Raw genomic sequence first — 19,104 nt, 5'->3', positions numbered from 1 at the left:
CTATGGAAAATGTGAATGTGGCGGAGATCGGCTCCACCGAAAAGACGGCTGGCGGTTATGCCAACAGGCTTTCGAGTCCCATGCCCTTCCTCTGGACGATGCTGCTTTTCCTCGTCATCGTCGGCTTTATCGCCGCCATCCTCTTCCGGCAGACGCAGACCGCCTTCATGCACAATCCGGGCCTCAACGGCCTGATCGTCGGCGTTCTCGCGGTCGGAATTATCCTTGTTTTCAACCATGTACTGGCGCTTCGCCCCGAGGTGCGTTGGTTTAATTCCTTCCGCGCCGCCGGCAGCGTCGACAAGGTCAACCGCAATCCGCGGCTGCTTGCGCCAATGCGGGCGCTGCTCGGCAGCCGCAAGTCCGCAGTGTCGCTGTCGACGACGGCGCTGCGCTCGATCCTCGATTCGATTGCCAGCCGCCTCGACGAATCGCGCGACGTTTCACGCTACCTGATCGGCCTCTTGGTCTTCCTCGGCCTGCTCGGCACCTTCTGGGGCCTCATCGGCACGATTGGTTCGATCAGCATTGTCATCCAGTCCCTTGATGCCGGTTCGAACGGCACCGGGGACGTGCTCTCGGCGCTGAAGGAAGGCCTTTCCACGCCGCTTTCGGGCATGGGCCAAGCCTTCTCCTCCTCGCTACTCGGCCTTTCCGGTTCGCTCATTCTCGGCTTCCTCGACCTGCAGGCCGGCCGCGCGCAAAACCGCTTCTATATGGAGCTGGAAAACTGGCTCTCCTCGGTGACGGATGTCGGCTCCGATCATCTTGCCCCGGCTCTCGACGCCGTTTCCGGCGCTTCGTCGGATGACATGCGCGCGCTCTCCGATTATCTGCGCAAGGTCTCGGAAGAGGGTGGTGCCGGCAGCCAGCGCTCCGTCGCCGCCATGGCCAGCCTTGCCGAAGGTATTCAGGGCCTCGTCAAGAACATGCGCAACGAGCAGCAGATGCTGCGCGACTGGATCGAGGCACAGCAGGACGAGGCGAAGGCGATGCGCCGCACGCTCGACCGGCTTGCCGAACGCATCGGCGTGCAGGAGCGCCCAGGCGAGAGGGGCGAGCGCGTGCGCGACCGCGTCAGCCACGCAGAAAAGAGCGAGGGCAAGTAAGCCATGGCTCTTGCCCGTAACCGGCGCCGCGAACGCACGGTGGATTATTGGCCGGGCTTCGTCGATGCGCTGTCGACGCTGCTCATCTCCATCATGTTCCTGCTGACGGTCTTCGTCGTCGGGCAGTTCATCCTCAGCCGCGAGATCACCGGACGCGATGAGGTGCTCAATCGGCTGAACAGCCAGATCAACGAGCTGACGCAGCTTCTTGCGCTCGAAAAGGGCAGCAACCAGGATCTCCAGGATTCGGTCGCCAACCTGCAGGCCTCGCTTGCCAGTGCCGAAGGCGACCGTTCGCGGCTGCAGGCGCTGCTGAGTACCGGTTCGGGCGGTCAGGATGCGGCGCAGAAGCGGATCGGCTCGATGACGCAGGAGCTCGACGAGCAGAAGCAGGTGAGCGAACGGGCGCTTAGCCAGGTCGAACTGCTGAACCAGCAGATATCAGCGCTTCGCAGCCAGATTGCCGCCGTCGAAGCAGCCCTTCAGGCGTCGGAGCAGAAAGACCGGGTCTCGCAGACCAAGATCGCCGACCTCGGCAGCCGCCTCAACGTGGCGCTCGCCGCACGCGTGCAGGAGTTGAACCGCTACCGTTCCGACTTCTTCGGACGCCTGCGCGAGATCCTCTCGGACCGCGAGAATATCCGCATCGTCGGCGACCGGTTCGTCTTCCAGTCGGAAGTGCTGTTTCCCTCGGGCGGTGCCGATCTCAACCCGGAGGGGCAGACCGAGATGGCAAAGCTTGCCGCCGCCCTTCTCGATCTCGCCAAGGAAATTCCGCCGGAGATCAATTGGGTGCTGCGCGTCGACGGCCATACGGATAATGTGCCGCTTGCCGGAACGGGCCGCTATCGCGACAATTGGGAGCTCTCCTCGGCGCGCGCGATTTCGGTCGTCAAGTTCCTGATCGCACAAGGCGTGCCGGCCGACCGGCTGGTTGCCGCCGGCTTCGGCGAGTTCCAGCCAATCGCGCCGGGCGAAACGCCGGATGCGCGCTCTACCAACCGCCGCATCGAGCTGAAGCTGACCGAGAAGTGATTACAGCGCCGCGCCTCTTTGAAGACGCGCAAAGGACGCCGAAACACTTTGAATGGCTGCATAACTCCTTAAATCGATTCCGATTTTAGGAGTTATGCAGCGGGCTGACATTACCGCTGCACAACCTTTAACCGGTTGGCGAGAAAGTCGCGCACGGCGGGGCTGTCGCTGAGGCCGATTGCCGTCATATAGGCGTCGGCTGCGGCGGTATCATCGCCGGCCTGGGTCAGCAGAAAGGCACGCACCGCCCAGTAGGGCTGGTAGCTTGCTATGTCGCGCGGATCGAGCTTGTCGAGCCCCTCCAGGCCGGCAGCGGCGCTCAAGGCCCGGCCGATCACCGCAGCCTGGCTGACGCGTGCACCCAGCGTCGGCTTCATCATTACCAGCGCCGCGTAGAGTGTCGTCAGCGCCTGCCAGTCGGTCGTTCCCGACAGCCGGCGCGCCGCATGCACGGACTGGATCGCCGCCTGACACTGGAAGGGGCCGAAACGGTCGAAGCCGCCGGCCTTGCGCAGCAGTGCATCCGCCTCGGCAATCATGATCGCGTTCCAAGCGGCCGTATCCTGCTCGTCCAGCGGCACATATCGGCCGCTACCGTCGCGCCGGGCGCTGCGGCGGGCTTCGCAGTGAAGCATCAAGGAGAGCAGCCCGACCGCTTCCGGTTCGTCCGGCAGCACCGCCAGAAGCGCGCGGCCGAGCCAGATCGCCTCGCCGGCAAGCGAAGGGCGTTCGTTCTCTCCGTCGAGACCGTCCCAGCCGAGACCGTAAGCCGCGTAGATCGCCGAGAGCACCGCCGCAAGACGCTCCGGCAAGGCGGGGCGAGGCGGGACGGCGAAGGGAATGCCGGCATCGCGGATCTTCATCTTGGCCCGCACCAGCCGCTGGCTCATCGCCTCCGGTGAGACGACGAAGGATCGGGCGATGGTTCTCGCCTCGATGCCGAGAACGGTCTGCAGCATCAGCGCCGTATGCACGGAGCTGTCGATGGCGGGATGGGTGCAGGCGAAGAGCAGCTTCAGCCGCTCATCGGGAAAGACGGCGTTGCCGGCTTCGTTCATGCGTTCCTCCGCCTCCTCGAAGGCGACCGATATCGTCGTTTGCGCGTTGGCCTCGACGGTGCGGTGGCGGGCCGCCTGCATGAGATTGCGGCGCGCGGCCACCAGCAGCCAGGCTTCCGGATTGCCGGGAACGCCGCGCTCCGGCCAGACGCGAAGCGCCGACGCCAGTGCTTCCGACAATGCATCCTCTGCCGCCGGCACGTCGCGCGAGCGGGCGGCGAGGAAGGCGATCAGCTTGCCGTAGGACTGACGCGCCACCTTTTCGGCAGCGCGTCCGGCATCGGGCGGCATTGCCGCCTCACATCTGCAGGCGCGGGCGCACCTCGACCGAACCCTTGTCGGAGATCGGGACGCGGGTCGCCCATTCGAGCGCAGTGTCGATGTCGGGGACGTCGATCAGATAGAAGCCGCCGAGCTGTTCCTTGCCCTCCGGATAAGGCCCGTCCTGAACATCGTGTTCCTCGCCTTTGCGGCGCACGATCGTGCCGGTCTCCGGGCCTGTCAGCCCGGCGCCGCCAGTCATGATCCCTGCCTGAGCAAGCGCCTTGCTGTAGGCGACCCAGCCGTCGCGATAGGCGGGATCGTCGCGGCGGGCGAAATCTTCGGCGGCTTCGCGAATGATGAGAGCATATTGCATGGAAAACTCCTGATCTCGTTGTTGCGTTGATCCGGGCATGCCAAGAGCGGGGATCGATATCCCGAAAACCGTAAAGCCCGGCGGAGCGGCGCGGCCGTTCCGAAACAATGAGACGCGGCCACCGGTCGTTTCGACATGGTTTTCAAAAAAAATATGCGAAAAAGAAAAATGGCGCCGAAAATCGCAAGCGGGCCGGGCTCAAGGGCGCCGGCGCTGCTCAAGGGCGCGAAAGGGCAGGGCGGCAATCACGCCACCGCTGCCGGTCTGCTCAGGACTCGGCCTTCGTCTGGTCGACGACCTCGGCGCCTGGCGTGTTCTTCTTGATGGATTCGATGGCACTCATGGCGGACGCCTTCGCCTTGTAGCCCTCAGACGAGAACATAGCTTCCCCGTTCGATGCCTTGAAGCGGAAGCGGAACTCGCCGGCCTTATCCTTATAGACTTCGAATTTATACATAGATGTCTCCCGAAATCCCAAAAACGCTGAATTGCAACCATCAGCTTAGCGGAGGCTAGATCAAAATGGCGAGCTTTTCCACTACCTTAATCAGGAATGGGTTGCTTAGCGTCCAATTGTCACCGTTTCCATTGGACGCAAGTGAATGAGGACACCAGCGGCTATGCCTCGAGAACAGGATGATTTCAGGCCGGGTCGGCCTAAAATCAGAATCCTGTTCTCATTAAAGCGTCGAGCATGATGTCATCCGAAAACTGCTCACACTTTTCGGCATCATGCCGGCATCACTCCATCTGGATGTTCGCACCCTTGACGACCGGTCCCCATTTGGCGAGCTCGGCCTTCACATGGGTGGCGAGTTCCTCCGGCGTCGAGCCGACGATGGTGGCGCTGAATTCCTTCATGCGTTCAGCGACGGCTGGGTCGGCGAGCGCCTTTTTAGCCGAGGCGTTGAGGCGCATCACTGCCTCGTTCGGCGTCTTGGCAGGGGCGAAAAGCGCGTTCCAGGTATAGGTCTCGTAACCTGGAATGCCTGACTCGGCGATCGTGGGCACATCGGGGAAGGAGGGCGCGCGCACGGCCGTGGTCACGGCCAGCGCCCGCAGGGTGCCGGCCTTGATATGGCTCGACGAGGAGGGCAGGTTGTCGAACATGATCGGCACCTGGTTGCCGATGACGTCGTTCAATGCCGGGCCGGCGCCCTTATAGGGAATGTGCTGCATGCTGACGCCGGCCATGGACTTGAAGAGCTCTCCGGAAAGATGCAGCGGCGTGCCGTTGCCCGATGAGGCGTAGCTGTATTTGTCGGGCTCGGCCTTTAGCAGGGCGATCAGCTCCTGCACGGTCTTTGCCGGCAATTCTGGATTGACGACCAGCACGTTCGGCACGACGACGAGCAGCGAGATCGGCGCGAAATCCTTTTCGGGATCGTAGGGTGTCGATTTCAGGATCAGCGGATTGAGGGCGTGGGTCGCGACCGTACCCATCAGGATGGTGTAACCGTCCGGTTCGGCGCGGGCGACGTTACCGGCGCCGAGATTGCCGCCGGCGCCGGCGACGTTCTGGACGATCACCTGCTGGCCGAGATCCTCCGACATCTTCTGCGCGACGATGCGGGCGACGACGTCGGTCGAGCCGCCGGCCGCGAAGGGCACGACCATGGTGATCGCGCGATCGGGAAAATCCGCAGCAGCGGCAGACGCACCGACGGCAAAGGCCGCAAGCACACCGAAACCGAGCGCAAGGCCCGTACGTCGCGTTATATCGGAAAGCGCCATTCCTATCTCCTCCCAAGGATTTGAGCAGCAATATCCCCACCCCGGGGAATGAAGAGGTTAGGGCGGGACGCGCGAAAGACAACCGCGGGGAGGCGCAGCGGGTTCAGACTTTAGTCGCTATTGGCGGAAGAAGTGCGCGCCGGCTATTTCGCCGCAGCGAGTACATCCTCGTTGGCGGCGTCGAATTGCAGCCGCGCCAGTCGCGCATAGATGCCGCCATGGCGGATCAGGCTCTGATGCGTGCCCTCTTCGACGACGCGGCCCTGATCCATGACGAGAATGCGGTCGGCTTTCAACACGGTGGCCAGGCGATGGGCGATGACGAGCGTCGTGCGGCCGTCCACCAGACCGTCGAGCGCCTTCTGCACCAGTGTCTCGCTTTCGGCGTCAAGCGCCGAGGTCGCCTCGTCGAGCAGCAATACGGAGGCGTTCTTCAGGATGGCGCGGGCAATGGCGATGCGCTGGCGCTGGCCGCCGGAGAGCGTGATGCCGCGTTCGCCGACCTCGGTCTCGTAGCCCTGGTCCAGCCGGGCGATGAATTCGTCGGCCTGCGCGGCAAGGGCTGCGGCACGGACCTCGTCACGCGAGGCGCCGGGACGGCCGAAGGCGATGTTGTCATGGATCGAGGCGGCAAAGATGGTGACATCCTGCGGCACGATGGCGATACGCTGGCGCAGCTCGTCGGGCGTCGTCAGCTGCGCGTCGACACCGTCGATCTTCACGCTGCCCTGTTGCGGATCGTAGAAGCGCAGCAATAGCGAAAAGACGGTGCTCTTGCCGGCACCGGAAGGGCCGACGATGGCGACCGTCTCACCTGGCGTGACGGCGAAGCTTAAGCCATGCAGTGCAGATTTCCCGGGGCGCGAGGGATAGGCGAAATGCACACCGGAAAATTCGACGCGGCCGTGGCCGGGCGAAGGGAGGGCCTGCGGGCTGGCGGGGGCTGTGATCGGCGAGACTTCGTCAAGCAATTCGGTCAACCGGTCGGCAGCGCCGGCTGCCTGCGAAAGTTCGCCCCAGACCTCCGACAGCGCGCCCAGCGACCCGGCGGAGATGACGGCATAGAGCAGGAACTGACCGAGCGTGCCGGCCGAGAGCGTGCCGGCAAGCACGCTATGGGCGCCGACCCAGAGCACGGCAACGACGCTGCCGAAGATCAGCGTGATGGCGATCCCCGTCAGCAGCGCGCGCGAGCGGATGGCGGCGCGGGCGGCCTCGTAGGCGGATTCGACAGCGGTACCGTAACGCGTTGCTGCGGCATCCTCGCCGTTGAAGGCCTGGACGGTGCGGGTCGCGGCGATCGTCTCGTTGGCGAAGGCGGAGGCATCGGCGAGCGTATCCTGGGCGGCGCGCGAACGTTTGCGCACCGAGCGGCCGAAGGCGACGAGCGGGAAAACAATCAGCGGGATCGCTCCGATGACGAGGCTCGAAAGCTTCGGCGAGGTGACGATCATCATGCCCATGGCGCCGATACAGAGGATGAGGTTCCTGAGTGCCACCGAGGCGGTGGCACCAACGGCGGACTTGATCTGCGTCGTATCGGCGGTCAGGCGCGAGACGATCTCGCCGGACTGGTTGACGTCGAAGAAGGAGGGCGACAGCCTCGTCACATGGGCAAAGACATCGCGGCGAAGATCGGCGACGATGCGCTCGCCGATGGTGATGACGAAATAATAGCGCAGCGCGCTTGCGACCGCGAGCACGACGGCCATGACCATCAGCATGGCGAAGTAGCTGTTTATGAAGCGGCCGTCCGACTGGGTGAAGCCGTGATCGATCATGCGACGCACGGCGAGCGGCAGCGCCAGCGAAGTGATGGCGGCAAGCGCCAGCGACATCAGCGCCCCGGCCACCATGCCGCGATAACGCATGACGTAGGGCGTCAGCCTGCCGAGCGGCTGTAGCGACCGCCGTTTGTTTTCCTCAGCCCGTGCCTGCTCTGCCAAATCGTCTCCGATCGCCCGCAGGACCCGCGCAATGCGGCCTGTAGGCTCTTGTTATCTAGGCGTCCTTCATGTATAGGCACCGCATCCTAATGGGAAGCCGTAGCCATCACGACTGCGGCTTCATTTATTCAATCGGTTCGTTGGCCGCAACTGCATGCGGCAAATTGAACTCCGGTATCGCAGGAAGATTGTTATGAAGGCAGGCATCCATCCCGAATATCACATGATCAAGGTAGTCATGACCGATGGCACCGAATACGAAACCCGCTCGACCTGGGGTTCGGAGGGCGCTGTCATGAACCTCGAGATCGATTCCAAGTCGCATCCGGCCTGGACCGGCGGCAACCAGCAGCTCATGGACCGCGGCGGCCGCGTCTCCAAGTTCAACAAGCGTTTCGGCGGTCTCGGCCTCTAATCGCTTTTGCTTGATGGAATTCGAAGAGAGCCCGGTTTCGCCGGGCTTTTTTGCGTTTGCAATGGCGCTGTAGGAATGGTGGTGTTCAGCGGCAAACAAAAAACCGGCCGCGTAAGACGCAGCCGGTTCGTATCGAATTCTTGCGGATCGGTCAGCTGTTGCCGAAGGCGGTCTGCAGCAGGGAAAGCTGGGCCTGGACGCTGTTCTGATTATCATGAATGATCACCGCTTCGGACGGGCGGTAGATCTCGCGGTCGAGCAGGGCGATGCGGTTCTGTAGACGTAGCGAGCGTTCGACGAGGTCGCGGAAGGATTCCGGCAGGTCACCCCAGCCGGGTGCGGCGCGGTCGACGTTGAAGCCGTCGAGGCGAACCTTGTTCTTCTCGGCGAGTACCTGGTCACGGGACATTTCGCCATTGTTGACGGCGCGCTGCAACAGCAGCCAAGAGGCCATCTGCATCAGGCGGGTGGTCAAACGCATCGATTCCGCGGCGTAGAGAACTGAGGCCATCCGCGGCAAAACCTTGGAGGCGGCGCGGCCCTGGCCGTCGAGGTAGGCGGCAGTCTCTTCGACCAGCGACATGCCTTCCGCGTAAAGTGCCTTGAACTGCGAGGATGCAGCGGCGCGGCCTGCAAAACTGATCGTGTTCAACCCAACTTCCGACATCGCAATAGTCCCTGTTTGCACGCAGCTACATATATTCAGGTAACGCCGGCACCGACGAAAAAGTTTCCAGGCCGGGTTTTTATGACTTTAAGATGGTATCATTAGCCCAAATGCGCAAGCCGTTTCTTAAGAAAGGGTTAATCTCCACAGTTTCGTGGAAGTGCGCCGGCCATAGGAAAAAGAAGAGCCGCAATCGCGGCTCTCAAGGTAAAACAGGGAGAAAAATCAGACCAATTCACCGCTTGGAAAACTGTCTGAGATCCAGAGAAAATCCGGATGAATATAGTAATATCTTATAAAGCTTAATATTTTATTAACATTGTGCCGAATTAAGACTTGAGGCGGGCTATTTTATCCGCCTATAGCCTTGTTTTTCGGGGTTTTTAGCGGATTACGAGCGGAAGAAGCTTTCCGCCGCCTGCCGCCCGGAGGCCTTGCGACCGGCCTCGGCCTCGAGACGGGCGATCTCCGTCTTCAGCAATTCCACCCGCGCCTTCAACTCGTCGACCGAAAGCATGGAGAGATCGGCGCCGATCTCGTGGGCGACTTTCTTCTGCGGCCGGTCATCATCGATGAAGCTCATGGTTCGTCCTCCGTTCGCTGCCTATAGCTTTCCTCACGCAATTGCGGAACGCAAAACCGCTGCGCACTTTTGCTGGAATTGCTCTAGCTATATTGAGAACAGGATTCAGATTTTAGGCCGACCCGGCCTAAAATCATCCCGTTCTAGCCGAACTTTACAGCAGGATCGCCGCTTTCGGGAGACTTTCCGGTTTCGGGAGGTTTGCCGGCGCCGCGATCGGCAAGCGACATGCTTTGCGGTGTCAGCATCGGCGAGGTGCCGGTCGGGATCGTCGTGTAGGCGTCGCGGTCGCTTGCAGGCACGGCGGCGCGGATGCGGCTCCTGATGATGGCGTAAACGGTGATCAGCACATGGGCGATGGCGGTGACGAGGAAAAGCGCATGCGGGGTGATCGCCGACATGACGGGACCGCTGATCGTCGGGCCGATCACCGTGCCGATGCCGTAGAGCAGCAGCAGGCCGCCGGAGACCTTGACGAAGTCCTCCGACGCCGCGAAGTCGTTCGCGTGGGCGACGGCGATCGGATAGAGCGTATTCGCCACGGCGCCGTAAAGGACAACGAGCCCGATCAGCAAGGCGGGCGACGTCGGGTGGAGCAGAAAGATCAGCAGGCCGGCAAGGGCGGCGATCCCCGACATGGCGGCGAGCACGTAACGCCGGTCGATGCGATCGGAAAGCCGGCCGGCCGGCAGCTGCATCACCGCCCCGGCGAAGATGGTGGCGCTCATCATGACGGCGATGCTGGTGTCGGACAGGCCGGCGCCGGCGCCGAAGACGGCGCCGAGCGTGCCGTAGGCCCCATTGGCGATGCCGACGAGCAGGATGCCGAGGCAGGAGACCGGCGAGTTGCGATAGAGCGCCGGCAGATCAAGGCGCACCGCCTTCAGCGGCTGCGGCGAAGCGGCGGTCGACAGCGTCGTCGGCAGCATGGCGATGCAATAGAAGATGCCGCAGATCATGAACAGCACCGGTGTGCGCACATCCTCGAGCGGGATCATCATCTGGCCGCCGACGACGCCGATGAGTGTGATCCCGATATAGAGCGAGAAGATCATGCCGCGGCTCTCGTTGCTGGCGCGCTCGTTCAGCCAGCTTTCGATGATCATCGACGTGCCGGCGGTGGAGAAGCCGGTGACGGCGCGCAGGACCACCCACCAGACCGGATCAATGATGATACCGCTGACCAGCGCAATGATGGCGATGATCGAGATGAAGCCTGAAAAGGCACGCACATGGCCGACGCGGCGCACGATCTTCGGCGCAATCAGGCAGCCGATGACGAAGCCCCCCGCCCATGAGGTGCCGAGCAGGCCGAGCGTCGTCGTTGCGTAGCCTTCGAGATTGCCGCGCACGGGAAGCAGGATCCCCTGCAGGCCGTTGCCCATGAAAAGAAAGAGCGTGCCAAAGAGCAGCGCGGCGACGGACAGCAGATTTCTCTTCATTTCCCCAGACTCGGTCTTAGCGATTTGCAATGGACATAAGGCAGGACCTGCCTCAGCCCAGCCTCAAGATGATTGATTGTGCCCCGGAATATCTTTACGGCGTGTCGAGATCCTCTTGTTCGCGCGGAAAAATGTCCGTCCTGTGACATTCCGAAAAACGGAAAAAATAAAGCATGACAAAGCTGATAGCCTTGCTGCTCATCCTTGCCATGGCGATACAGGTGATCAAGCCGCTCGGGCTTCCCGGCCTCAGGCAGCGGATGGATTTCTGGAAAATCGCGCTAATCGCTTTCGCCGTCTGGGCAGTGGCTCTGCTTTCGCGCGATTTCCTGATGTAGCGCCAGATACGTGTAACGCAGGGGTAGGGTCCGAGCTGCGACCGTCAGTCTTGCAAGCTAATTTCTCCGCGCATGACGGAAACGCAGCCTCCCGAGATGACGACATCGGTGACGATGCCGCCCGATTTCACGACATCAAGGGTGATGACGCTGCGGCGGCCCATTTCGACGCCCTGTTCAATGGTGATGCGGGCGTTCATATCGGCCTCCGGCGCAAGCGAGACGAGATAGGCGCCAAGCGCAGCTGAAGCGCTGCCCGTTGCCGGATCCTCGGGCACATTGTCGAGGGGCGCGAACATACGGGCGCGAATATTCCATGGATTTTCGGCTGTCCTCACATAGAGGAAGAGCGAGAAGTCGTGGCCGCTCGTCGTCTGGCGGCCGGCAGCTGCCTGGAACCCGGCAAGGTTCGGGCGGGCGGCGGCCAGCGCTTCGAGCCCGTTCAACTCCGCGACAGCAAAGTTCAGGCCGACCGAGGCAAAGAGCGGGGCATGGGTGGTGTTGACGATGACGCCGGGGTCGAGCGAGACGCAGCCGGCGATGGTTTCGGCGGCGATGGTGTCGCCGATCGTCAGCGGCTGCGGCGCGCGGATGGCGGCTGCAGCAACCTTTCCGCCGCTGCGTTTCAGGCTGACTTCGACGATGCCGGCCTTTTCCTCGAAACGCAGCGTATCGCCGACCGGCTTGCCGAAAATCTCCGCTTGCTGGCCGAGCACATAGGCGGTGCCGACGTTTGGATGGCCGGCAAAGGGTATTTCCATCGTCGGGGTGAAGATGCGCACCTGGGCGGAATTTTGCGGGTCTTCCGGCGGCAGGACGAAGGTGACTTCGGAATAATTGAACTCGGTGGCGATCTTTTGCATCGCCACATCGCTCAGACCGCGCGCATCGGAAATGACGGCAAGCGGATTGCCCTCGAAGCGCGTGGAGGTGAAGACATCGACGGTGATGTAGGAGAGGGTGTTCATGGCTGCTCCTGTTGTGACAGGGCGCTATGAGTAATCACGGTTTTTCGCGGAACGAAGCGGTTTCTTGTCGCCGTGACAATCAGAGGGAAGGAAATGGCAGAGAGGGCAGGAAGCTGCGTTCGCCGCTCCCTGCCCAGTCCTAAGCATTAATGATCAAGCGGCCTTTTCCAGGTCCTTCTTCCAGTTGCCCTTGGCGGCGAGGCTGTTCATCTCGGCGCGGTGGGTGAATTCGCGTTGGCCGGCAGCGACGTTTTCCTGCTTGCCGTTCCAGGCCTTGAGCGCGCTGTCCTGCAGGGCGCGGCCGTAGGAGAAGGTGACGAACCAGGGCAGGTCGCCGGTGGCATTGATCGCCGAAAGGTGGGCTGTCGCTTCTTCGGTCGTCTGGCCGCCGGAGAGGAAGGCGATGCCGGGAACGGCTGATGGAACGGTCGCCTTCAGCACCTTGACGGTGTGCTCGGCAACTTCGGCGACCGAGGCCTTGCGGGCGTTCTTGCCGTCGATCACCATGTTCGGCTTCAGGATCATGCCTTCGAGGTTGACGCGGGCATCGGCGAGTTCCTCGAAGACGATGCGCAACGTGAACTCGGTTACTTCGGCGCAGCGGTCGATATTGTGGTCGCCCGGTTTGCCGTCCATCAGGCATTCCGGCTCGACGATCGGAACGATCCCGGCCTCCTGGCAAAGTGCGGCATAACGAGCAAGCGCCTGAGCGTTGGCGCGGACGGAACCGCGGGTCGGCAAGGTCGACGAGATGGCGATGACGCCGCGCCACTTGGCGAAGCGGGCGCCGGCTTCATAATATCTGGCAAGTCGCTCACCGAGGCCATCGAGGCCTTCGGTGATGGTTTCAGCGGGATATTTGGCCATCGGCTTGGCGCCGGTATCGACCTTGATGCCGGGAATGGCGCCGGCAGCGCGGATGATATCGACGAAAGGCGTGCCGTCCGCGGCCTTCTGGAAGAGCGTCTCTTCGAAGAGGATGACGCCGGAGATATATTTCTTCATCGCTTCGTCGGAGCGGAAGAGCATTTCGCGATAGTCGCGCCGGCTGGTTTCGGTCGATTCGAGATTGATCGCGTCGAAACGCTTCTTGATGGTGGAGGTCGATTCATCGGCGGCGAGCAGCCCCCGGCCGCCCTTAACCATCTGCACTGCAATGTCTTCCAGTCGTTCGCTCATTTCGTTCTCTCCACAACAATAAACATCGGCACTTCAGGAATATAGAACGCGGATAACAGAAGTTTATAGGGAGGAAAATGGAAGGCTAAGCCATTGAAACGATTGAATTCAATTCAATCGTTTGAAAGTTGGGATTTTTTTCGTCCTCTGAGCAAAAGACCGCGGAAGCTTCTTTTCTTCCGCGGTCTATCCACATGTAAAATCTGCGAAATCAGTCTTGCCGATTATCTCCCGCGCGTCTTTTCAGACGCGCAAAGGACGCTGTAGCACTTTGAATGGCTGCATAATTTTGTCCTTAAATCGGTTCCGATTTAAGGAATTATGCAGTGGCAGCATTAAGGACGGCGACGCCGGGAAGCTCTTTGCCCTCCATCCATTCGAGGAAGGCGCCGCCGGCGGTCGAAACATAGGTGAAATCGTCGGCAACGCCGGCATGGTTGAGCGCCGAGACCGTATCGCCGCCGCCGGCAACGGAGGTGAGCTTGCCGGCTACCGTGCGCCCAGCGGCGTATTTCGCGGCAGCGACGGTTGCGGCATCGAAGGGTTCGATCTCGAAGGCACCGAGCGGGCCGTTCCAGACCAGGGTTGCAGCGCGCTCGATCCAGGCGTTGATGGCCTCGATGGATTTCGGGCCGACATCGAGCACCATGGCATCGGCGGGAATGGCGTTGATATCGACCGTCTCGTTGGCGGCGCCCGCCTTGAACTCCCGGGCGATCACGCCATCCTCCGGCAGGATGATGGCGCAGCCGGCGGTGGCGGCCTCGATCATGATCTGCTTGGCGGTTTCGGCGAGATCATGCTCGCAGAGCGACTTGCCGACATTGGTGCCGCGGGCGGCGATGAAGGTATTGGCCATGCCACCGCCGATGACGAGCGCATCGACCTTCTTCACGAGGTTCATCAAGAGGTCGATCTTGGTGGAGACCTTGGCGCCACCGACGATCGCGACGACAGGGCGAGCCGGATCGCCGAGACCCTTTTCCAGCGCCTCCAACTCAGCCTGCATGGTGCGGCCGGCATAGGCCGGCAGGTGGTGGGCAAGACCCTCGGTCGAGGCATGGGCGCGATGGGCGGCCGAGAAGGCGTCGTTGACATAGATGTCGCCATTGGCGGCAAGCGCCTTGGTGAAGTCGGGGTCGTTCTTTTCCTCGCCTTTGTGGAAGCGGGTGTTTTCCAGAAGCAGGATATCGCCGTCATTCATCGCGGCAACGGCGGAGGCGGCGGCCTCGCCGATGCAATCGGAGGCCGTCAGCACGGCATGATCAAGCACTTCCTCGACGGAAGGGGCAATCAGCGACAACGACAGCTCCGGCGAAGGGCCATCCTTCGGCCGGCCAAAATGGGCCAGCAGGATCACCTTGGCACCCTTTTCGGACAATTCCAGGATCGTCGGCGCCACACGCTCGATGCGTGTCGCATCGGTGACCTTGCCGTCTTTCACCGGGACGTTGAGGTCGACGCGGACGAGAATGCGCTTGCCGCGGATGTCGGAAAGATCGTCGAGGGTCTTGAAAGAAGGCATGGGGAGGATCCTGTCGTGGTTGGCGAAAGTTGCGCCGAACATAGCAAGGATCATTCGAGACGCAAGGCGTTCAACGGCCGTTTTCGCGTGTGCCTTCGTCGTGTCCGGCCGGCGCTTTCGGCGTGCTTTCGGAGGCCTTGGTTTCCCGGTTCCGGCGTCCGTTCAGTCGGTCGCGGATGCGCTGGGTGATGTCCTTGAGATTGATGAAGATCGGCAGCGTGATCGCCGGTTCGACTGCTTCGAGCGACATGCCAACGGAGGTGATGTGGTCGTGCTCGTCGAGATCGCGGACGATGAGGATGATTGAGCCGAGGCGGACGCGGTCGGCATAATCGGCCTTGCCGCCGAGGCGCTGCCGCATCAATTCGGCGATCGTCAGCCCCTTTTCGGATTCGTTGAGCAGGCCCGGGCCATAGGCGGCGTCGAGATCGGCGGCGGGGCGGGCGGGGGAGAGCGCGAAGGCTCCGAAGAATTCGGCATCGTCGTCATCCACCGGCGCCCGGCTGGCGAAGAGCCGGTCGAGCAGGCGGGAATAGCTCGGCACGATGAAGAGGTAGACGAGATCGTGCTCGCGCAGCCGCCCGGCATATTGGTAGCGCATCGACTTGCCGTCGCGGATGACGAGCGAGGGTGTCGCCCAGCGCGGAATACGCTCGCCGCGCAGCACCGGGCTATCCTTGATGACGCGGTAGGAGAGCAGTTCGTGGTTGGCCGCCCCAGGCAGGTCAACCTCGACCTTGTCGACAGCGCCGATGCGCGGCGGAATGATCAGCCCGAGCTTCTTGGCGACGGGCTTGATCGTCCAGCCCTGGAGGAGCAGCGAGACCAGCACGATGATGAAGGCGGTGTTGAAATAGATCTGGCCGTTCTCAAGCCCGCCGAGGATCGGCATGATGGCAAGCAGGATGGAGACGGCGCCGCGCAGGCCGACCCAGGCGACAAAGCCGATTTCCTGCTGCGTATAATCGAAGGGAAGCAGCGACAGCCAGACTGCCAATGGTCGGGCGACGAAGATCAGGAAGAGGGCGAGCAGGATGGCGGGCACGATGATGACAGGAAATTGCGACGGCGTGGCGAGCAGGCCGAGCACCAGGAACATGATGATCTGCGCCAGCCAGGTCATGCCGTCCTGGAAGCGTTTGATGGTGCCGATCGCCTGCATCTTGCGGTTTCCGGCGTAGATGCCGGCGACATAGACGGCGAGGAAGCCACTGCCGCCGACCGCGCCGGTGAAGGAGAAGACGAGAAGAGCGAGCGCCAGCACGAAGATCGGCGTCAGGCCGCGATCGGTATCGAGCCTGCTGACAATCAGCACGATCATCATGCCGCCGAGCAGGCCGAGAATGACGCCGAGGCCCATCTGCTGCACGAACATGGCGAGCATGCCGATATTGATGCCGGCGTAACGCTCGCCGCTCGCCAGCACCTCGACAAGGGCGATGGTGAGGAAGATGGCCATCGGATCATTGGTGCCGGATTCGACTTCCAGCGTCGAGCGCACCTTGTCGCGGATGTTGATGCCGCCGATGCGCAGCAGGAAGAATACGGCTGCAGCATCCGTCGACGCGACGATCGAGCCGAGCAGCAGACCTTCCAGCCAGGTGAAATTCAAAAGCCACATGGCGGCGAAGGCAAAGAGCGAGGCAGTGATCAGCACACCGACCGAGGCCAGCGCCAGAGAGGGCACGGCCGCCAGCCGAAAGGCCTGCATCGGCGTGCCGAAGCCGGAATCGAAGAGGATGACGGCCAGCGCGATGGAACCGAGAATATAGGCGAGATAATTGTTGCTGAACTCGATGCCGAGCCCATCGACGCCGGCGGCAAGGCCGATCATCAGGAAGAGCAGCAGCAGGGGGGCGCCGAAGCGGAAGGCGAGCAAGCTCGAAAAAGCGGCAAGAAGCACGAGCGCCGTCGAAACCAGCACTACGATGTAGAACGCTTCCATGCCCACCCCTTTCCATCGACTGCTTCGCGAACACGGCCACCCCCGGCCGATCCGTCTCGTTTTAACCCCTCCACACCCGCGGCGATCCATCAGTAAACGGCAAAACGCCAGAGAAGGGTAGGCCTTGCGGCTTAACCTCGTCGCGATGCTGCATCATGCTGCTGAACGGCTGCCGGACGGCCAACCGACACGGAATGCTACGGGAGAAACTCTCTATAAAGAATGTATAGGAAAATCAGGCGAGAGCAGGGCAAAAGAGACCGGCACGGATTTTTCCTGCCGGTATCTGCGAATGGCAACAGGATAAGACACGCTCCTCCTTCACGCGGCCCGTTTGCCTTGTCCAATGACGGGAAGAATGGATTGCAGGCGCGGATGCGAAGAGCAGGGAAAATGAACGCGGAGATATTTCGATATCGGGTAGGAAATGCCGGCCGCCCAGCGAGAGCAGCCGGCTGTCGTTTTGTGCCGGAAGCGGCCGGCCCTTGCTCTGCTATCCCCACACTGCCTGAAGCATGACGATGGCGAGAAACGAGAGGCCAATGAACGCGGCAACCCAGATGACCAGACGATTAGCCTTTGCCAGCACGGCAGGTCTGACGTCCCGCTTGGGGTGAAACCGCTGCCGCCGTTTGAGGGTGGTGTGGGACAAGCGTTTTTGTGCCTCTACCATTTATCACCTCCACTTGGCTCATTTTAGCCATTGTGCAGCGCTGTGCATTTCCTCAATCTAGCACGCTTGGCCAGCGGATTGCCAACCCGTGATCCATCCTTGCGGCCAGGGAATTCCTCGACGCTGGTCTCTCGCAGGGACGCCTATCGAATTCGAACCCGAGGCAGCCACAACTGCACCGCCATCCTCGCCTGCGAACGGCGGCGCCATATCGTACCCGTCGCTTCGATATGACTTCGAAACCGGAAAAGATCCGGATCGTCGGTCAGTCTTCTGTGTCCTCGCCCTCGTCGGTCAGATCCGCGACCGGGACCAGGAAAACGACGAACTCGTCCTCGATGGTCCGTTCGGGATCGTCGTCGAATTCATAGGCGTGCTCGACTTCGCTTGCTTCCTCGGTGGTCGCCTTGCGCAAGCTCACGGCTGCTTTGCGGTCCCACAGGGGCTTGCCTTCGGATTCCAGGATGGTCAGGTCGTCCCGAAAGTCTTCCGCCTCGAAGAAATGCGTCGCTTCCTCGTGATTTTCCGAGCGAAAACTGGCAACGGCGCGGCCGGCGATTTCAACGGTAAAGTAATCCATCCATCTCTCTCATTTTCATGCGGGCGACAGTGCTGCCGCACGACATTGGCGTGGCTACGCCTGGCCGATGGCCAATGCGCGAGGAAACTGGGCATTTCGAATGTCCAGGGTGACGTATTCTAGCAGATCTCATCCGGGCAAAGGTCGAAAAGATGCCAGTGCGGGGAGGTCGGTTTTGTTCGGAGGCACGGCAACAAAAAGCGGCCCGGTTTCCCGGGCCGCTCGCATGTCGATGCCTGAAGAGCGCTCAGATGAGCTTGGCGAAAGCGACTGCCGTGTCGGACATGCGGCTGGAGAAGCCCCACTCGTTGTCGTACCAGGACAGGACGCGCACGAAGCTGCCTTCCATGACCTTGGTCTGATCGGTTGCGAAGATCGAGGAGTGGCTGTCGTGGTTGAAGTCACGGGAGACGAGCGGCTCGTCGGTGTAGCCGAGGATGCCCTTCAGCTTGCCGTTTGCAGCAGCCTGGATGGCTTCGTTGATTTCGCCAACGCTGGTCGCCTTCTTGGCGACGAACTTGAAGTCGACGACGGAAACGTTCGGGGTTGGAACGCGGATCGAGGTGCCGTCGAGCTTGCCCTTCAGATGCGGCAGAACGAGGCCGACAGCCTTGGCAGCGCCCGTCGAGGTCGGGATCATCGAAAGGGCGGCCGCACGGGCGCGATACAGGTCCTTGTGCATCGTGTCGAGCGTCGGCTGGTCGCCGGTGTAGGAGTGGATGGTCGTCATGAAGCCGTGGTCAATGCCGACGGCGTCGTCGAGAACCTTCACGACCGGCACCAGGCAGTTGGTGGTGCAGGACGCGTTGGAGATGACCAAGTGCTCCTTGGTGAGCTGGTCATGGTTGACGCCGAAGACGACCGTCAGGTCAGCACCATCGGCGGGCGCCGAGACGATGACGCGCTTGGCGCCGGCCGTCAGGTGAGCCGCAGCCTTGTCGCGGGCGGTGAAGATGCCGGTGCATTCCATCGCGATGTCGACGCCAAGTTCGCGGTGCGGAAGCGTTGCCGGATCCTTGATCGCCGTGACCTTGATCGGCTTGCCGTTGCCGACGATGATCGAGTCGCCCTCGACCTTCACCGTTGCCGGGAAGCGGCCGTGGATCGAGTCGTAGCGCAGCAGGTGGGCGTTGGTTTCAACCGGGCCGAGATCGTTGATGGCGACGACTTCGATGTCGGTGCGGCCGGATTCGACGATGGCGCGAAGGACGTTGCGGCCGATGCGGCCGAAACCGTTGATGGCAACCTTGACTGTCATGTTCATTCACTC

The 19,104-nt window shown here is 61.9% G+C and carries 19 protein-coding genes; 4 read left to right on the top strand and 15 right to left on the bottom strand.

The window, feature by feature from the left end; all coding sequences use genetic code 11:
- Positions 1-2 precede the first annotated feature (2 nt).
- Together CUJ84_RS18670 and CUJ84_RS18665 are read left to right on the top strand one after the other, a co-directional pair.
- Positions 3-1,109, top strand: coding sequence for a MotA/TolQ/ExbB proton channel family protein (locus CUJ84_RS18670; RefSeq protein ID WP_105007306.1), 1,107 nt, complete (start codon positions 3-5; stop codon positions 1,107-1,109).
- 3 nt (positions 1,110-1,112) lie between these two features.
- Positions 1,113-2,144, top strand: coding sequence for a peptidoglycan -binding protein (locus tag CUJ84_RS18665; protein WP_105007305.1), 1,032 nt, complete (start codon positions 1,113-1,115; stop codon positions 2,142-2,144).
- 110 nt (positions 2,145-2,254) lie between these two features.
- On the opposite strand, the gene CUJ84_RS18660 is transcribed toward CUJ84_RS18665, so the two are convergent.
- The 5 genes from CUJ84_RS18660 to CUJ84_RS18635 all read right to left on the bottom strand — a co-directional run bounded on the left by CUJ84_RS18660 (position 2,255) and on the right by CUJ84_RS18635 (position 7,519).
- On the bottom strand, positions 2,255-3,493 hold the full coding sequence (locus CUJ84_RS18660) for an RNA polymerase sigma factor (protein WP_105007304.1): 1,239 nt from the start codon (positions 3,491-3,493) through the stop codon (positions 2,255-2,257).
- Between the two features lie 7 nt (positions 3,494-3,500).
- On the bottom strand, positions 3,501-3,839 hold the full coding sequence (locus CUJ84_RS18655; protein WP_105007303.1) for a YciI family protein: 339 nt from the start codon (positions 3,837-3,839) through the stop codon (positions 3,501-3,503).
- Between the two features lie 268 nt (positions 3,840-4,107).
- Complete coding sequence (locus CUJ84_RS18650) at positions 4,108-4,296, bottom strand: YegP family protein (protein ID WP_027683183.1); 189 nt, start codon at positions 4,294-4,296, stop codon at positions 4,108-4,110.
- Between the two features lie 284 nt (positions 4,297-4,580).
- Positions 4,581-5,573 carry a Bug family tripartite tricarboxylate transporter substrate binding protein gene (locus tag CUJ84_RS18640; protein WP_105007302.1) on the bottom strand — a complete coding sequence of 331 codons (993 nt, stop codon included), beginning with the start codon at positions 5,571-5,573 and terminating at the stop codon, positions 4,581-4,583.
- 143 nt (positions 5,574-5,716) lie between these two features.
- Positions 5,717-7,519: an ABC transporter transmembrane domain-containing protein gene (locus tag CUJ84_RS18635; protein ID WP_105007301.1), complete on the bottom strand. Its 1,803-nt coding sequence runs from the start codon at positions 7,517-7,519 to the stop codon at positions 5,717-5,719.
- A gap of 193 nt (positions 7,520-7,712) precedes the next feature.
- On the opposite strand from CUJ84_RS18635, the gene rpmE reads away from it, so the two are divergent.
- A complete protein-coding gene (gene rpmE, locus CUJ84_RS18630; protein ID WP_003542805.1) occupies positions 7,713-7,934 on the top strand; it encodes a 50S ribosomal protein L31 in 222 nt (73 codons plus the stop codon).
- Between the two features lie 151 nt (positions 7,935-8,085).
- Here the strand turns inward: rpmE and CUJ84_RS18625 are convergent, their stop codons facing one another.
- The 3 genes from CUJ84_RS18625 to CUJ84_RS18615 all read right to left on the bottom strand — a co-directional run bounded on the left by CUJ84_RS18625 (position 8,086) and on the right by CUJ84_RS18615 (position 10,626).
- Positions 8,086-8,601 (bottom strand): DUF1465 family protein, encoded by a 516-nt coding sequence (locus tag CUJ84_RS18625; RefSeq protein ID WP_105007300.1) that lies wholly within the window; start codon positions 8,599-8,601, stop codon positions 8,086-8,088.
- A 391-nt stretch (positions 8,602-8,992) separates the two neighbouring features.
- Entirely contained in the window at positions 8,993-9,184 is a 192-nt protein-coding gene (locus tag CUJ84_RS18620) for a DUF1192 domain-containing protein (RefSeq protein WP_018243477.1), read from the bottom strand.
- A 143-nt stretch (positions 9,185-9,327) separates the two neighbouring features.
- Positions 9,328-10,626, bottom strand: a complete 1,299-nt coding sequence (locus CUJ84_RS18615; protein ID WP_105007299.1) for an MFS transporter — start codon at positions 10,624-10,626, stop codon at positions 9,328-9,330.
- Positions 10,627-10,799: 173 nt separating this feature from the next.
- Here CUJ84_RS18615 and CUJ84_RS38370 point away from each other — a divergent pair, with 173 nt between their 5' ends.
- Positions 10,800-10,964: a hypothetical protein gene (locus CUJ84_RS38370; protein WP_196237509.1), complete on the top strand. Its 165-nt coding sequence runs from the start codon at positions 10,800-10,802 to the stop codon at positions 10,962-10,964.
- A 44-nt stretch (positions 10,965-11,008) separates the two neighbouring features.
- On the opposite strand, the gene CUJ84_RS18610 is transcribed toward CUJ84_RS38370, so the two are convergent.
- From CUJ84_RS18610 to gap, 7 genes are all read right to left on the bottom strand, one after another.
- Positions 11,009-11,932: a PhzF family phenazine biosynthesis protein gene (locus CUJ84_RS18610; protein ID WP_105007298.1), complete on the bottom strand. Its 924-nt coding sequence runs from the start codon at positions 11,930-11,932 to the stop codon at positions 11,009-11,011.
- Between the two features lie 153 nt (positions 11,933-12,085).
- Positions 12,086-13,111 (bottom strand): class I fructose-bisphosphate aldolase, encoded by a 1,026-nt coding sequence (locus CUJ84_RS18605; RefSeq protein WP_105007297.1) that lies wholly within the window; start codon positions 13,109-13,111, stop codon positions 12,086-12,088.
- A 319-nt stretch (positions 13,112-13,430) separates the two neighbouring features.
- On the bottom strand, positions 13,431-14,636 hold the full coding sequence (locus CUJ84_RS18600; protein ID WP_199788729.1) for a phosphoglycerate kinase: 1,206 nt from the start codon (positions 14,634-14,636) through the stop codon (positions 13,431-13,433).
- A 70-nt stretch (positions 14,637-14,706) separates the two neighbouring features.
- Positions 14,707-16,581 (bottom strand): potassium/proton antiporter, encoded by a 1,875-nt coding sequence (locus CUJ84_RS18595; protein WP_105007295.1) that lies wholly within the window; start codon positions 16,579-16,581, stop codon positions 14,707-14,709.
- 493 nt (positions 16,582-17,074) lie between these two features.
- Positions 17,075-17,254: a hypothetical protein gene (locus CUJ84_RS18590; protein ID WP_105007294.1), complete on the bottom strand. Its 180-nt coding sequence runs from the start codon at positions 17,252-17,254 to the stop codon at positions 17,075-17,077.
- Positions 17,255-17,519: 265 nt separating this feature from the next.
- Positions 17,520-17,834, bottom strand: a complete 315-nt coding sequence (locus tag CUJ84_RS18585; RefSeq protein ID WP_105007293.1) for a hypothetical protein — start codon at positions 17,832-17,834, stop codon at positions 17,520-17,522.
- 247 nt (positions 17,835-18,081) lie between these two features.
- Positions 18,082-19,092 (bottom strand): type I glyceraldehyde-3-phosphate dehydrogenase, encoded by a 1,011-nt coding sequence (gene gap, locus CUJ84_RS18580; RefSeq protein ID WP_026188518.1) that lies wholly within the window; start codon positions 19,090-19,092, stop codon positions 18,082-18,084.
- Positions 19,093-19,104 lie beyond the last annotated feature (12 nt).

This window comes from Rhizobium leguminosarum (assembly GCF_002953715.1).
Classification (GTDB): domain Bacteria; phylum Pseudomonadota; class Alphaproteobacteria; order Rhizobiales; family Rhizobiaceae; genus Rhizobium; species Rhizobium leguminosarum_V.
The sequence above is the reverse complement of the archived record's forward strand: the minus strand, read 5'-3'. Positions and strand labels throughout refer to the sequence as shown.